The organism is Dyadobacter sandarakinus, from assembly GCF_016894445.1.
Lineage (GTDB): Bacteria > Bacteroidota > Bacteroidia > Cytophagales > Spirosomataceae > Dyadobacter > Dyadobacter sandarakinus.
Genome location: NZ_CP056775.1, coordinates 5,020,361 through 5,034,531, shown reverse-complemented (window position 1 = coordinate 5,034,531; position 14,171 = coordinate 5,020,361). Strand labels below are relative to the sequence as shown.

Below are 14,171 nucleotides of genomic sequence, written 5' to 3'. Positions count from 1 at the left end.
TTTAGTTGGTTTTGGAGGCTGCTACTTTGACGGCTTCGCGGATGCGGTGATAAGTACCGCAGCGACAGATGTTGCCGCTCATCGTCGATACAATCTCTTCGTCGGTCGGTTTTGGTTTCTCTTTGAGTAAAGCCGCAGCAGTCATGATCTGGCCGGCCTGGCAGTACCCGCATTGGGCTACATCCACCTCGTCCCAGGCTTTTTGCACAGGATGATCTCCTTTTTCGGACAAACCTTCAATGGTTGTTACTTTGGATTTACCGACAGCTGACACCGGAAGCACACATGAGCGCGCTGCCTTGCCGTCGATATGGACAGTACAGGCGCCGCATTGGGCAATGCCGCAGCCAAACTTGGTCCCTACGAGGCCAAGGTTATCGCGTAATACCCATAGTAAAGGAGTATCCTCCTCCACATCTGCGTCGTAAGCGCGGTTGTTGATGGTAAGTTTGAATAAAGCCATGGTGAATGAAAATATTGGGAATTTGAAGTAACAGCAATTTCCTAACTAACTGTCTAGAAAACAAGTATAACACGGAATAATCGTACGTTGGATCATAAACAAGAATGTCCGGGAGAAGACTCTTCCGGACATTCTTGTTTATGCAGATAGTTAATCTCAGGCTTCGCCTCCAGGTCCACCGAAACTGATCGGGAAATTGAATGCCGGCTCGGTGTCCTGTGTATTCTGAATGGGACCATATTGGTCTTCGTACTTGTTAATATTGTCTTTGAGCGCAGCAACAAGCCTTTTGGCATGTTCAGGAGTAATGATGATGCGTGCCTTGACCTTTGCCCGCGGCACGCCCGGCATCAGGCGGATAAAGTCGAGAATGAATTCACTATTTGAATGTGCAATCATTGCCAGGTTGGAGTAGACCCCTTCCGCCATTTCTTCGGATAATTCTACATTGATCTGCTGATCATTATCCTTGTTTTCTTCGCTCATGAGTTTGATGATTGTTATTGGGTTTACCCGGGTAGAATGCGTTAAGGGGTGGAAATTACTAAAATTTACCCTAAGCAAAAAAGAAATGGCCGGTCCCGCGTGAGCAGAACCGGCCATTCAAAGATTTATGAAAACCTAAACGAGCTCTCTTTTCTTACGTGATTGTTTTTCACGGGATTCTGCGAGCGCATCGAATTCCTCTTTGGAACCAATGATAAGATTTTCGTACTGACGCATACCTGTACCGGCAGGGATCAGGTGACCTACGATCACGTTTTCCTTCAGACCTTTCAGCTCATCGCGTTTTCCACGAACAGCGGCCTCGCTGAGTACTTTGGTTGTTTCCTGGAACGAAGCTGCGGAAACAAAGCTTTCAGTACCCAATGAAGCCTGCGTGATACCCATCAGTGTAGGACGTGCAACAGCAGCCTGTGCATCACGGGCAGTAACCAGTTTCAGGTCACGACGTTTCAGGCTTGAATTTTCATCACGCAAACGGCGTACCGAAACGATCATACCTGGTTTCAGCGTCTCGGAGCTACCTGAGTCTTCAACAACCTTCATATCCAGGATCTTATCGTTTTCTTCGCGGAATACCACGCGGTCAACTGCCTGCATTTCCAGAAAGTTGGTATCACCCGCATCCAGGATATCCACTTTCTGCATCATCTGGCGTACGATACATTCGATATGCTTATCGTTGATCTTCACACCTTGCAGACGGTATACTTCCTGAATCTCGTTCACCAGGTACTCCTGTACTGCGGTTGGTCCTTTGATAGAAAGGATGTCCGCAGGAGTGATTGCACCATCGGAAAGCGGGTCACCGGCACGTACGAAGTCACCATCCTGAACAAGAATGTGTTTCGACAAAGGCACCATGTAACGACGCTGTGTTCCGTCTTTTGATTCGATATGGATTTCACGGTTACCGCGTTTTACGCCACCGTAAGATACTACACCATCAATTTCGGAAACCGTAGCCGGGTTGGACGGGTTACGTGCTTCGAACAATTCGGTCACACGTGGCAGACCTCCTGTGATATCTCGGGTTTTACCAACGACACGCGGGATTTTTGCCAGCGGCTGACCAGCCTTGATTGCTGCACCAGCCTTCACAACCAGACGCGCTCCAACAGGAAGGTTATACCCTTTTTCAGTCTGATCTTTCAACAACGTAGACTTACCTTTTACCACGATAGCCGGGTTTTTGGTTTTGTCACGTGTTTCAATGATCACTGACTCCTGGAAGCCTGTTTGCTCGTCAAACTCCTCCCGGAATGTAATACCTTCTTCGATTGCGTCAAAGGAAACAGTTCCTGTGAATTCTGAAAGGATTACTGCGTGGTATGGATCCCAGGTACAAAGTTCCTGTCCTTTGAAAACCTTGTCACCATCTTTTACCAAAAGGGTTGCACCGTAAGGTACGTTGTTTGAAATAAGCAGCTGTTTTGTTTCAGGATGAATGATTTTCACCTCACCTGAACGTCCCATTACTACTGTAATTTCATCTCCTTCTGAGTTAACAGATTGTACAAGACGCAGATCCTCAAATTCAATCACACCGTCAAACTTCGCCTTGATATTGGCTTCAACGGAAATGTTGGATGCAGTACCACCGACGTGGAAGGTACGCAGGGTGAGCTGTGTACCCGGCTCACCGATTGACTGGGATGCAATTACACCCACAGCTTCACCAATGTTTACCATATGCGCCGATGCCAGAGAGCGTCCGTAACATTTCGCACAAACACCATTTCGGGTTTCGCAAGTCAGTACTGAGCGGATTTCAACCGTTTCAATGCTTGTTTCATCAATATAAGAGGCAATTTCCTCTGTAATTTCCTGTCCAGAAGCAAGAATCAGTTCATTGGACAAAGGATCAAATACATCATGAACACTTACACGACCGAGGATACGCTCAGAAAGTGGTTCAACAATATCTTCATTGTCTTTCAACGCAGAGATTGCGATTCCGCGAAGAGATCCGCAGTCCTCTTCAACCACAACCACATCCTGTGCCACGTCGTGCAGACGACGGGTCAGGTAACCTGCATCCGCAGTTTTCAATGCAGTATCGGCAAGACCTTTACGCGCACCGTGTGTTGAGATAAAGTATTCCAGAACGTCAAGACCTTCCTTAAAGTTGGAAAGAATCGGGTTCTCGATGATTTCACCTGCACCACCAGCAATGTTTTTCTGAGGTTTGGCCATAAGACCCCTCATACCACCCAGCTGACGGATCTGCTCGCGGGAACCACGGGCACCCGAGTGCATCATCATATAAATCGAGTTAAATCCGCCCTGGTCTGTTTCCAGCTGCTTCATTAACGTCTCTGTGATACGTGAGTTAACACGCGTCCAGATATCAATAACCTGGTTATAACGCTCGTTTTCGGTGATAAGACCCATCAGGTAGTTGCTCCAAACGTTTTCAACATCCCCTTTGGCTTGCTCAATGAGTTTTTCTTTCTCATCCGGTACCATCACGTCATTCAATCCCATTGACAAACCACCTTTAAAGGCCATCTGGAAACCAAGTTCTTTGATTTCATCCAGGAATTGAGCCGTACGAGCTACACCCGCCTGTTTAAATACCAGACCGATAATTTGCTGTAGTTTCTTTTTAGTCAACAGCTCATTGATGTAGCCTACTTCATCAGGCACAGCCTGGTTGAAGAGAATACGTCCGGCTACTGTATCAATCAGTCTGGTTTCAAATGAACCATCTTCATTACGCACACGAACACGACATTTCACATTCGCATGTTTCGAAAGTTTCCCTTCATTGATCGCAATGATAACTTCATCCGGACCATAAAAAAGTTTGCCTTCCCCTGTAATCGGATATTCAGGCGTACTTACACGTCCTTTGGTCACATAGTACAGACCCAAAACCATGTCCTGAGATGGTACCGTAATTGGCGCACCGTTGGCAGGGTTGAGGATATTATGCGAAGAAAGCATCAGCATGGACGCTTCTAAAACGGCTTCCTGACCTAGTGGTACGTGTACCGCCATCTGGTCACCGTCAAAGTCAGCGTTGAATGCCGTACAAACCAATGGGTGAAGCTGGATCGCCTTTCCTTCGATCAGTTTAGGCTGGAATGCCTGGATACCCAAACGGTGAAGTGTCGGAGCACGGTTAAGCAACACCGGGTGACCTTTCAGTACGTTTTCAAGAATATCCCAGATCACAGGATCCTTGCGGTCTACGATCTTCTTCGCTGATTTTACAGTTTTAACAATACCACGCTCGATCAGCTTGCGGATAATGAACGGTTTGAAAAGCTCAGCCGCCATATCTTTCGGCAGACCGCATTCGTGCAGTTTCAATTCAGGGCCTACCACGATAACCGAACGACCAGAGTAGTCGACACGCTTACCGAGCAAGTTCTGACGGAAACGGCCTTGCTTACCTTTCAGCATGTCTGAAAGTGATTTCAAAGCACGGTTACCTTCTGAACGCACAGCATTCACTTTACGGCTGTTATCGAAAAGGGAGTCAACCGCTTCCTGCAACATCCGTTTTTCGTTACGCAAGATCACCTCAGGTGCCTTGATCTCGATAAGACGTTTCAGACGGTTGTTACGGATGATCACACGACGGTAAAGGTCGTTCAAATCCGAAGTCGCGAAACGACCACCATCCAGAGGCACAAGCGGACGCAATTCTGGTGGAATAACCGGTACCATTTTGATCACCATCCATTCAGGGCGGTTTTCGATACGGGTATTCGCGTCACGGAAAGCTTCCACTACTTTCAGACGTTTCAAAGCTTCCGCTTTACGTTGCTGAGAAGTGTCGGTAGCAGCCTGGTGACGAAGCTCGTAAGAAAGTTCGTCAAGCTTAATGCGGCTCAACAGCATTTCCAATGCATCGGCACCCATTTTCGCGATGAATTTGTTGGGATCCGCATCAGGAAGCAACTGGTTCTCGCGTGGAAGCTTGTCGATGATATCAAGGTATTCATCCTCGGTCAGGAAGTCTAGGTAGCTAACGCCATCCTCTTCCTTAATACCTGGCTGAACAACCGCGTACCGTTCGTAATAAATGATCTGGTCAAGTTTCTTGGTAGAAAGTCCCAACAGGTAACCGATTTTGTTCGGCAAGCTGCGGAAGTACCAGATATGTGCAACAGGAACCACCAGTTCAATGTGACCCATGCGCTCGCGACGAACCTTTTTCTCGGTTACCTCGACGCCGCAACGGTCGCAAATGATTCCTTTATAGCGAATGCGTTTGTATTTACCGCAGTGACATTCCCAGTCTTTTACAGGACCGAAAATGCGCTCGCAGAACAGACCACCCATCTCCGGCTTGTAGGTCCGGTAATTGATGGTTTCAGGCTGGGTTACTTCACCGAAGGAGCTTTCTAGAATAGACTCCGGTGACGCCAGACTGATCGTCATTCTGGAAAAGTCGCTGTTTAATTTTTTATTCTTTTTGAAAGACATAATAAAGAGTCGTTTGTCTGTTAGTCGAAACTAAATGATTGCATTTCTAAGCGGCGCATTGTACAATGCGCCGCTTACGACTAAAAATTAGTCCAGTGTAATCTCCAATGCTAGTCCGCGAAGCTCGTGGACAAGTACGTTGAATGACTCTGGGATATTTGGTTTCGGAAGGTTTTCACCTTTCACGATCGCTTCATAGGCTTTGGCACGGCCTACCACATCATCGGATTTCACAGTAAGGATTTCCTGAAGAATGTGCGATGCACCGAACGCTTCCAGCGCCCACACTTCCATTTCACCGAAACGCTGTCCACCGAACTGCGCTTTACCACCCAATGGTTGCTGAGTGATGAGCGAGTATGGCCCGATAGAACGCGCGTGCATTTTATCGTCAACCAAGTGGCCCAATTTCATCATGTACATCAGACCGACTGTTACCGGCTGGTCAAATTGCTCACCAGTCAGACCATTGTACAGATAAGTACGTCCCCAATCCGGCAGACCTGCTTCTTTCAGCTCAGCAGCAACTTCTGCTTCGGTAGCACCGTCAAAGATCGGTGTTGCGTAGCGGCGGCCGAGTTTCAGACCAGCCCATGCAAGGATGGTTTCATAAATTTGACCGATGTTCATACGTGAAGGTACCCCAAGCGGGTTCAACACGATGTTTACCGGCGTTCCGTCTTCGAGAAATGGCATATCTTCGTCACGAACGATACGGGCAACAACCCCTTTGTTACCGTGACGACCTGCCATTTTATCCCCAACTTTCAGTTTACGTTTCTTAGCGATATATACTTTCGCCAGTTTCACGATACCAGCAGGTAGTTCGTCACCAACTTCCAATGCGAAACGATCGCGTTTGAAGCGGCCCATGATTTCGCTTCGGGCATTCAGGTAGTTTTTCAATACCAGAGAAACCTGACGATTGGTATCCGCATCTTCGGTCCAGGAGTCGGTCAGTACGTCACCAATGAGGTTAGCCTCCTCGGGCACTGCATACTGGCTTTCATCGCGGTATGGGTTATTAGCAGGGAAAAGGTTCTCGGAGATATTTCTCACATTGAACTTCATTCCTTTGCTGATCAGCTCATCACCAAATTTGTGTTTAACTCCCTGGCTGGTCTTATTATCTGTAAGTTGAACCAGTTTGTCGATGACACGTCCGCGCAATGCAGTAAGATCGCGGCCGTACTTTTTCATCAGTAACCGAAGCTCGTCTTTATGTTTTGCACGCTCTTCTTTTGTAGGACGGGAGAAAAGCTTCGTATCAATAACCACACCTTTCATGGATGGTGGTGCTTTTTTGGAGGCATCCTTCACATCACCAGCCTTATCACCGAAAATAGCACGAAGCAATTTTTCTTCCGGAGTAGGATCTGATTCTCCTTTTGGAGTGATCTTACCGATCAGGATATCACCTTCTTTTACCTCAGTACCAATCTGAACGATACCATTTTCATCCAGATTTTTAACCGTCTCCTCACTTACGTTCGGAATTTCAGCGGTTAATTCTTCTTCACCCCGTTTGGTATCACGTACTTCCAGCTCAAATTCTTCAATGTGAATCGAAGTAAAAATATCCTCGCGGACAACCTTCTCGGAGATAACAATCGCATCCTCGAAGTTATAACCCTGCCAAGGCATGAAGGCTACAAGCAGGTTACGTCCCAGTGCAAGTTCACCGCCCTCAGTACCATATCCCTGGCAAAGCGGCTCTCCTTTTTTCACTTTCTGCCCTTTCAACACCATTGGCTGAAGGTTAAGACAAGTGTCCTGGTTGGTTCTGCGGAACTTAACAAGGCTGTAAGACACGCTATCGTCAATAAAGCTTACAAGACGATCTTCATCAGTCCTGTCGTACTTCACTACAATCTTTTTGGAGTCCACATACTCGATTTCTCCATCACCTTCCGCCACAACCAGTGCGCGGGAATCCATGGCAACACGTCTTTCGAGACCAGTACCTACAATAGGAGCCTGAGGGCGCAACAAAGGCACACCCTGGCGCTGCATGTTAGATCCCATCAATGCACGGTTCGCATCATCGTGTTCAAGGAACGGAATCAGCGAAGCGGCAACAGATACAATCTGGTTAGCAGCTACGTCCATGTATGACGCCTGCGAAGGATCCACCATTGGGAAGTCACCTTCGAAACGTGTCTTGATTTTTTCAACGGTAAAGTTTCCTTCTTTATCAACAGAGGCATTGGCCTGCGCGATGTATTTGGAATCTTCTTCTTCCGCTGTCATGTAGATGAGCTCATCCGTCAGCTTACCTGACCCATCGATCACGCGATAAGGCGTCTCGATAAAGCCCATTCCATTCACTTTCGCAAATACGCAAAGTGAAGAGATCAGACCAATGTTCGGACCTTCAGGTGTTTCAATTGTACACAGACGCCCGTAGTGAGTGTAGTGAACGTCACGCACCTCAAAACCTGCTCTTTCACGTGAAAGACCACCTGGTCCAAGTGCCGACATACGACGTTTGTGCGTAATCTCAGCCAATGGATTCGTTTGATCCATAAACTGCGAAAGCTGGTTGGTACCGAAGAACGAGTTGATTACCGATGACAATGTTCTTGCATTGATCAAATCAACCGGTTTGAAATCTTCGTTATCCCGTACGTTCATACGCTCCTTAATCGTACGCGCCATACGAGCAAGACCTACACCGAACTGTGCATACAACTGCTCGCCTACGGTACGTACACGGCGGTTTGACAAGTGGTCAATGTCATCAACTACTGCTTTGGCATTAATCAGACCGATCAGGTATTTAACGATAGAAACGATGTCGCCTGTTGTCAGTACGCGAACGTCCAGGCTGGTATCCGATCCCAATTTCTTGTTAATCCGGTACCGGCCTACATCACCGAGGTCATAACGTTTGTCAGAGAAAAACAAGCTCTGAATAACATCCCGGGCTGTTTGCTCATCGGGTGCCTCTGCATTACGCAGCTGGCGGTATATCTGCTCAACGGCCTCCTTGTCGGAGTTTGAGCTATCTTTTTGCAGCGTATTATAAATAATATTATAATCAGCCACATTCATATCCTCTTTATGAAGAATGATGGACTTCTGACCGGATTCTACAATCACCTCAATATCCTCAGGTGAAATGGTCGAGTCACGTTCAAGCAGTACTTCATTGCGCTGGATGGAAACTACTTCACCAGTATCTTCATCCACGAAGTCCTCAGTCCAGGTCCGCAGCACCCTTGCTGCCAGCCTGCGGCCTACTGCCTTTTTAAGGTTTGCAGGCGTTGCACTAATTTCTTCGGAAAGACCAAAAAGATCCAGAATATCCTTATCAGATCCAAAGCCGATTGCCCGCAGCAGCGTTGTAACCGGAAACTTCTTCTTACGATCGATATAAGCATACATCACGTTATTGACATCCGTTGAAAACTCAATCCATGAGCCTTTGAAAGGGATAATACGTGCTGAATACAATTTGGATCCATTGGTGTGCTTGCTCATCGAGAAGAACACACCCGGAGAACGGTGAAGCTGCGACACAATTACACGCTCAGCGCCATTGATCACGAATGATCCACGCTCCGTCATGTACGGAATGTTTCCAAGGAATACCTCCTGTTCAATTGTCTCAAATTCCTCGTGATCAGCATCATTGCAAATAAGGCGCAACTTTGCTTTTAAGGGAACCGCGTAAGTCAAACCTCTGTCGATGGACTCATCAACGGAGTACTTGGGCGGCTCCAGTAAGTAGTCAATAAATTCTAGTACGAAGTTGTCGCGAGAATCCGCAATCGGAAAATTCTCTGCAAATACTTTGTACAAACCTTCTCCTGAGCGATCCTCTACTGAAGTATCCAGACTGAAGAAATCCCGGAACGATTGTACCTGGATGCCCAACAAGTCAGGATAATCAATAATCTGATTGATCCGGGAGAAATTCTTCCTTTCTGTTGTTGCTTTAATTGTAGCCAAGGCTATTTGTGATTTGGGTTAGCAGAAAAACCGGGTAATTACATTGTCCCGGCTGACTAAAAAGTTTCAACCTAATCTTTGCCTCGTAGATGAAAACACTTAGACCCTTTTCTTCTTTCCTACGAGTAAAGAAGTGTTTCGGAACAAGTATTGTTGGATGGGGATAACGGCTAAGAGCCGCCTGTATATTTCAAACGCAGAAAACTGAATTTTCGTTTGCAAACATACAAAACAGGAAAAGACCTGATGGAAATCAGGCCTGATCCTTAAATTTTATAAACTGAGCTGTTGAACCAATTATTTTACTTCAACTTCTGCACCAGCTTCTTCAAGTTGTTTTTTCAAAGCTTCTGCTTCGTCTTTTGCAACTCCTTCTTTAACTGGTTTCGGAGCACCGTCTACCAATTCCTTAGCTTCTTTCAAGCCAAGGCCAGTAAGGTCTTTCACCAATTTCACAACTGCAAGTTTGCTTGCACCAGCTGATTTCAAGATTACATCAAAAGATGTTTTCTCTTCAACAGCAGGAGCATCGCCACCTGCACCACCAGCAGGACCTGCCATAACAACTGCACCAGCAGCAGCAGGCTCGATACCATATTCGTCTTTAAGAATTGCAGCCAATTCGTTTACTTCTTTAACCGTAAGGTTAACAAGTTGTTCAGCGAAAGCTTTCAAATCTGCCATTTTTATTTTTGATTTTGTGATTATACATTAAGATAATTAAAGCTCTATTTATATATAAACCCGGAGAGCTAAACCTGGCTTGAATATTAGTCTTCTTTTTCAGACAAAGTCTTAAGGATACCTGCAAGTTTGTTACCACCGCTTGAAAGAGCAGAAATAACATTCTTCGCTGGTGATTGCAGCAATCCAATCACTTCACCAACCATTTCCTGTTTCGATTTCAGTGAAATCAGAACATCCAATTGGCTTTCTCCAACAAAAACAGCAGAGTCAACAGAAGCTCCTTTGAACTTCAACTTGTCATTACCTGATTTCTTTTTGAAGTCTTTGATCAGTTGTGCAGGAACTTTGCCTGACTCCGGATGAAACATTACTCCTGAAAATCCTTTCAACACTTCGTCAAAAGATGAATAATCAGTATCTAATGCTTCCAGCGCTTTCTTTATCAATGTATTCTTTACAACACGATACTCTATGCCGCGTTCGAAGCACAAGCTTCTGAGCGAATTAACCTCGCTAACAGTCATTCCGCTAGCATTGGTGATATAGAAATATGGTGTATTTAAGAATTTCTGACTTAACTCGTCAATGATGACGGCTTTCTCTTCCCGTGTCATATTATAATCCTGGAATCGTGCTTTTATCAATAATAACACCCGGGCTCATCGTACTTGACAAGTGAATGCTTTTCACGTAGGTTCCTTTGGCAGACGAAGGTTTCAAACGAACTAGCGTATTGATTACTTCCTGAGCATTCTGAGCAAGTTGGTCTGTTCCAAATGAAACTTTACCAATGCTCGTATGAATGATACCAGTTTTGTCTACTTTGAAGTCGATTTTACCCGCCTTCACCTCGCGTACAGCTCTGCCGACTTCCGGCGTAACTGTACCTGACTTAGGGTTTGGCATCAAACCTCTTGGTCCTAATACTTTACCTAAGCGACCTACCTTAGCCATAACGTTAGGCATTGTGATGATTACATCAACATCAGTCCAGCCTTGCTCTATCTTTTGGATATACTCATCTAAACCTACGTAATCAGCACCAGCCTCTTTCGCCTCAGCCTCCTTATCAGGAGTACACAATACAAGTACACGAACTTCTTTACCGGTTCCATGAGGAAGTGTTACTACACCCCGTACCATCTGATCAGCCTTGCGGGGATCAACGCCCAGACGAACGTCAATATCCACGGATGAATCAAATTTTGTATATGAAATCGTTTTCAGAACATCCGCTGCCTGCTCCAAGGAGTAGACCTGACTTGCGTCATATTTCGAAAGAGCTTCTTTTTGCTTTTTGGTCAATTTTCCCATGTTCTCTGTTTCTTTAGCGTATTCAATATGTCAACGCTTAGTTGTTCTCCTCCCACGGGGCTTTGCCTGCAACGGTAATACCCATACTACGGGCCGTTCCTGCAATCATTTTCATGGCAGAATCAATCGTAAAGCAGTTCAAGTCCGGCATTTTAGTTTCAGCGATCGTGCGAACCTGATCCCATGATACCGAGCCTACTTTCAGCCGGTTTGGCTGAGCAGAACCTGTCTTTATTTTTGATGCCTCCAAAAGCAGAATTGCAGCCGGGGGCGTCTTAATGACAAAGTCAAAAGACTTATCCTTATAGTAAGTAATAACTACCGGCAATACCGTTCCCATTTTATCCTGGGTACGGCCATTGAATTGCTTGCAAAACTCCATGATATTCAAACCCTTGGATCCCAAAGCAGGACCAATCGGAGGTGAAGGATTGGCTTGCCCGCCCTTTACCTGTAGTTTGACGTAACCACCTATTTCTTTTGCCATTGTTTTGAAATTTGTTGGTTCATTGACGATTAGCGGCTCAATTGCAAGTGGAAGCTTACCTGCCCGCTACTCAATCAACTATCCTTTTCTACTTGTGCGTAACTGAGTTCCACGGGTGTATTACGCCCGAATATTTTTACAACTACATTGAGTTTTTTCTTTTCGTCGAAAACCTCTTCCACTAATCCGATAAAACCGCTGAAAGGCCCGTCTACAACTTTAACCGTTTCACCTTTTATGAAGGACATGGAAGGAGCCTCTTCATGATGTTCCGCCTCGTCTACCTTACCCAGAATCCGGTTAATTTCAGACTGACGAAGTGCTACCGGAACTTTCGCATTACCCTCAGAAGCACCAAGGAATCCGATGACGCCAGGGATGCTGGTAATAATATGCAGTACTTCGCCTTTGGAAAGATCCGCTGATATAATAATGTATCCGGGAAAAAAGTTTTTCTCTCTTACCCTCTTTTTGCCATTACGCATCTCAAAAATCTTCTCGGATGGTATAAGAATCTGCGGAACGAACTCATTCAGCTTCTGGCGCGTGATTTCATTCTCTATGTAGGACTTGATCTTTTTTTCTTGTCCAGACACAGCTCTTAATACAAACCAATTCAAAGTGCTCATACTTTCCCGGGATTATTATAGCCTTAGAAAGACTGATAAAACAACTTGAGTGCGTTCTCGAATACGAAGTCCATTACACCTACGACGAAGGCGAAGATGAGGGAGCCAACCAATACCAGAGTCGTATTGGCCTGAAGTTCACTAAAAGGAGGCCAGGTGACATGCTCTGTCATTTCCTCCCACGAGGCTTTCAAAAATTCGGTAAACTTTCCCATCTATCTCTAAAATTATGCACGGGTGGAGAGATTCGAACTCCCATCAACGGTTTTGGAGACCGCTATTCTACCCTTGAACTACACCCGTTTATCATGCAACCCTATCTTTCGGGCTGCAAAGATACGACATATTTATAAAAAACAAGTGCATTCCAAATAGAATGCACTTATATAAATCGTCAATTTAAATTAGTCGAGGATCTCTGTAACCTGACCAGCACCTACGGTACGTCCACCTTCACGAATCGCGAAACGAAGACCTTTTTCCATAGCGATTTTGTTGATCAGCTTCACTTCGATCGTGATGTTATCACCTGGCATAACCATTTCAACACCTGCTGGAAGTGAGATCTCACCTGTCACGTCAGTGGTACGGAAGTAGAACTGAGGACGGTATTTATTAAAGAATGGAGTGTGACGTCCACCTTCTTCTTTCGACAGTACATAAACTTCACCTTTGAAGTGCAGGTGGGGCTTAACTGAACCTGGCTTACAGATTACCATACCGCGACGGATATCTTCTTTGTCGATACCGCGAAGCAGCAAACCTACGTTGTCACCAGCTTCACCACGGTCAAGGATCTTACGGAACATCTCAACACCAGTTACAACTGATTTAAGACCTTCTGCACCCATACCAAGGATATCAACTGCTTCTCCTGAGTTGATGATACCACGCTCGATACGACCAGTTGCAACAGTACCACGACCAGTGATCGAGAATACGTCTTCGACAGGCATCAAGAATGGAAGATCAGTCATACGTGGAGGAATTGGAATCCAGCTATCAACTGCATCCATCAATTCTTCAACAGTCTTAACCCATTTAGGCTCTCCGTTCAAAGCACCAAGTGCAGAACCTTGAACTACAGGAATATTGTCTCCATCAAATTCGTAGAAGCTCAGAAGCTCACGGATTTCCATTTCAACAAGTTCAAGCAATTCCGGATCATCCACCATATCCACTTTGTTCATGAATACAACCAGCTGAGGAACACCAACCTGACGAGCCAGAAGGATGTGCTCACGAGTTTGTGGCATAGGTCCATCCGTAGCAGCAACTACGATGATAGCTCCATCCATTTGAGCAGCACCAGTTACCATGTTCTTCACATAGTCAGCGTGACCTGGACAGTCAACGTGCGCATAGTGACGATTGGCAGTCTGGTATTCTACGTGTGAAGTGTTGATAGTGATACCACGCTCTTTCTCTTCCGGTGCGTTATCGATCGAGGAGAAATCGCGTTTTTGTGCGAAACCTTTATCCGCAAGTACAGTTGTAATTGCTGCGGTCAAGGTAGTTTTACCGTGGTCAACGTGCCCGATAGTACCAATATTTACGTGGGGTTTCGAGCGGTCAAACGTCTCTTTTGCCATGACTTAAGTACGCTTAAAAATTAAAAGTTGTTACGAATTTATTAAAGCTGAATGATTGATCCTGTTTAGCTGCAAGCCGCTTTACTCGAAAACCAAAGTAC

11 protein-coding genes and 1 tRNA gene are annotated in these 14,171 nt (G+C 45.7%); all 12 read right to left on the bottom strand.

Going from position 1 to position 14,171, the window contains the following annotated elements; genetic code table 11:
• Position 1: 1 nt before the first annotated feature.
• The gene (locus tag HWI92_RS20750; RefSeq protein ID WP_204658841.1) at positions 2–463 is read right to left on the bottom strand and encodes a (2Fe-2S)-binding protein; all 462 of its coding nucleotides are present in this window, start codon (positions 461–463) and stop codon (positions 2–4) included.
• A gap of 156 nt (positions 464–619) precedes the next feature.
• Entirely contained in the window at positions 620–949 is a 330-nt protein-coding gene (locus HWI92_RS20745) for a DUF3467 domain-containing protein (RefSeq protein WP_204658839.1), read from the bottom strand.
• A 135-nt stretch (positions 950–1,084) separates the two neighbouring features.
• Positions 1,085–5,407: a DNA-directed RNA polymerase subunit beta' gene (rpoC, locus tag HWI92_RS20740; RefSeq protein WP_204658837.1), complete on the bottom strand. Its 4,323-nt coding sequence runs from the start codon at positions 5,405–5,407 to the stop codon at positions 1,085–1,087.
• An 87-nt stretch (positions 5,408–5,494) separates the two neighbouring features.
• Positions 5,495–9,352 (bottom strand): DNA-directed RNA polymerase subunit beta, encoded by a 3,858-nt coding sequence (gene rpoB, locus HWI92_RS20735; protein ID WP_445447114.1) that lies wholly within the window; start codon positions 9,350–9,352, stop codon positions 5,495–5,497.
• Between the two features lie 306 nt (positions 9,353–9,658).
• Complete coding sequence (gene rplL / locus HWI92_RS20730; protein ID WP_204658833.1) at positions 9,659–10,045, bottom strand: 50S ribosomal protein L7/L12; 387 nt, start codon at positions 10,043–10,045, stop codon at positions 9,659–9,661.
• An 86-nt stretch (positions 10,046–10,131) separates the two neighbouring features.
• Positions 10,132–10,662, bottom strand: a complete 531-nt coding sequence (gene rplJ, locus HWI92_RS20725) for a 50S ribosomal protein L10 (protein WP_204658831.1) — start codon at positions 10,660–10,662, stop codon at positions 10,132–10,134.
• A 1-nt stretch (position 10,663) separates the two neighbouring features.
• Positions 10,664–11,362 carry a 50S ribosomal protein L1 gene (gene rplA / locus HWI92_RS20720; RefSeq protein ID WP_204658829.1) on the bottom strand — a complete coding sequence of 233 codons (699 nt, stop codon included), beginning with the start codon at positions 11,360–11,362 and terminating at the stop codon, positions 10,664–10,666.
• Between the two features lie 37 nt (positions 11,363–11,399).
• Positions 11,400–11,849 (bottom strand): 50S ribosomal protein L11, encoded by a 450-nt coding sequence (gene rplK, locus HWI92_RS20715; protein ID WP_204658827.1) that lies wholly within the window; start codon positions 11,847–11,849, stop codon positions 11,400–11,402.
• Between the two features lie 74 nt (positions 11,850–11,923).
• On the bottom strand, positions 11,924–12,478 hold the full coding sequence (nusG, locus tag HWI92_RS20710; protein WP_204658825.1) for a transcription termination/antitermination protein NusG: 555 nt from the start codon (positions 12,476–12,478) through the stop codon (positions 11,924–11,926).
• Between the two features lie 23 nt (positions 12,479–12,501).
• A complete protein-coding gene (secE, locus tag HWI92_RS20705; protein ID WP_204658823.1) occupies positions 12,502–12,693 on the bottom strand; it encodes a preprotein translocase subunit SecE in 192 nt (63 codons plus the stop codon).
• Between the two features lie 17 nt (positions 12,694–12,710).
• Positions 12,711–12,781 (bottom strand) — tRNA-Trp (locus HWI92_RS20700).
• A gap of 101 nt (positions 12,782–12,882) precedes the next feature.
• Positions 12,883–14,070: an elongation factor Tu gene (tuf, locus tag HWI92_RS20695; protein WP_204658821.1), complete on the bottom strand. Its 1,188-nt coding sequence runs from the start codon at positions 14,068–14,070 to the stop codon at positions 12,883–12,885.
• Positions 14,071–14,171 lie beyond the last annotated feature (101 nt).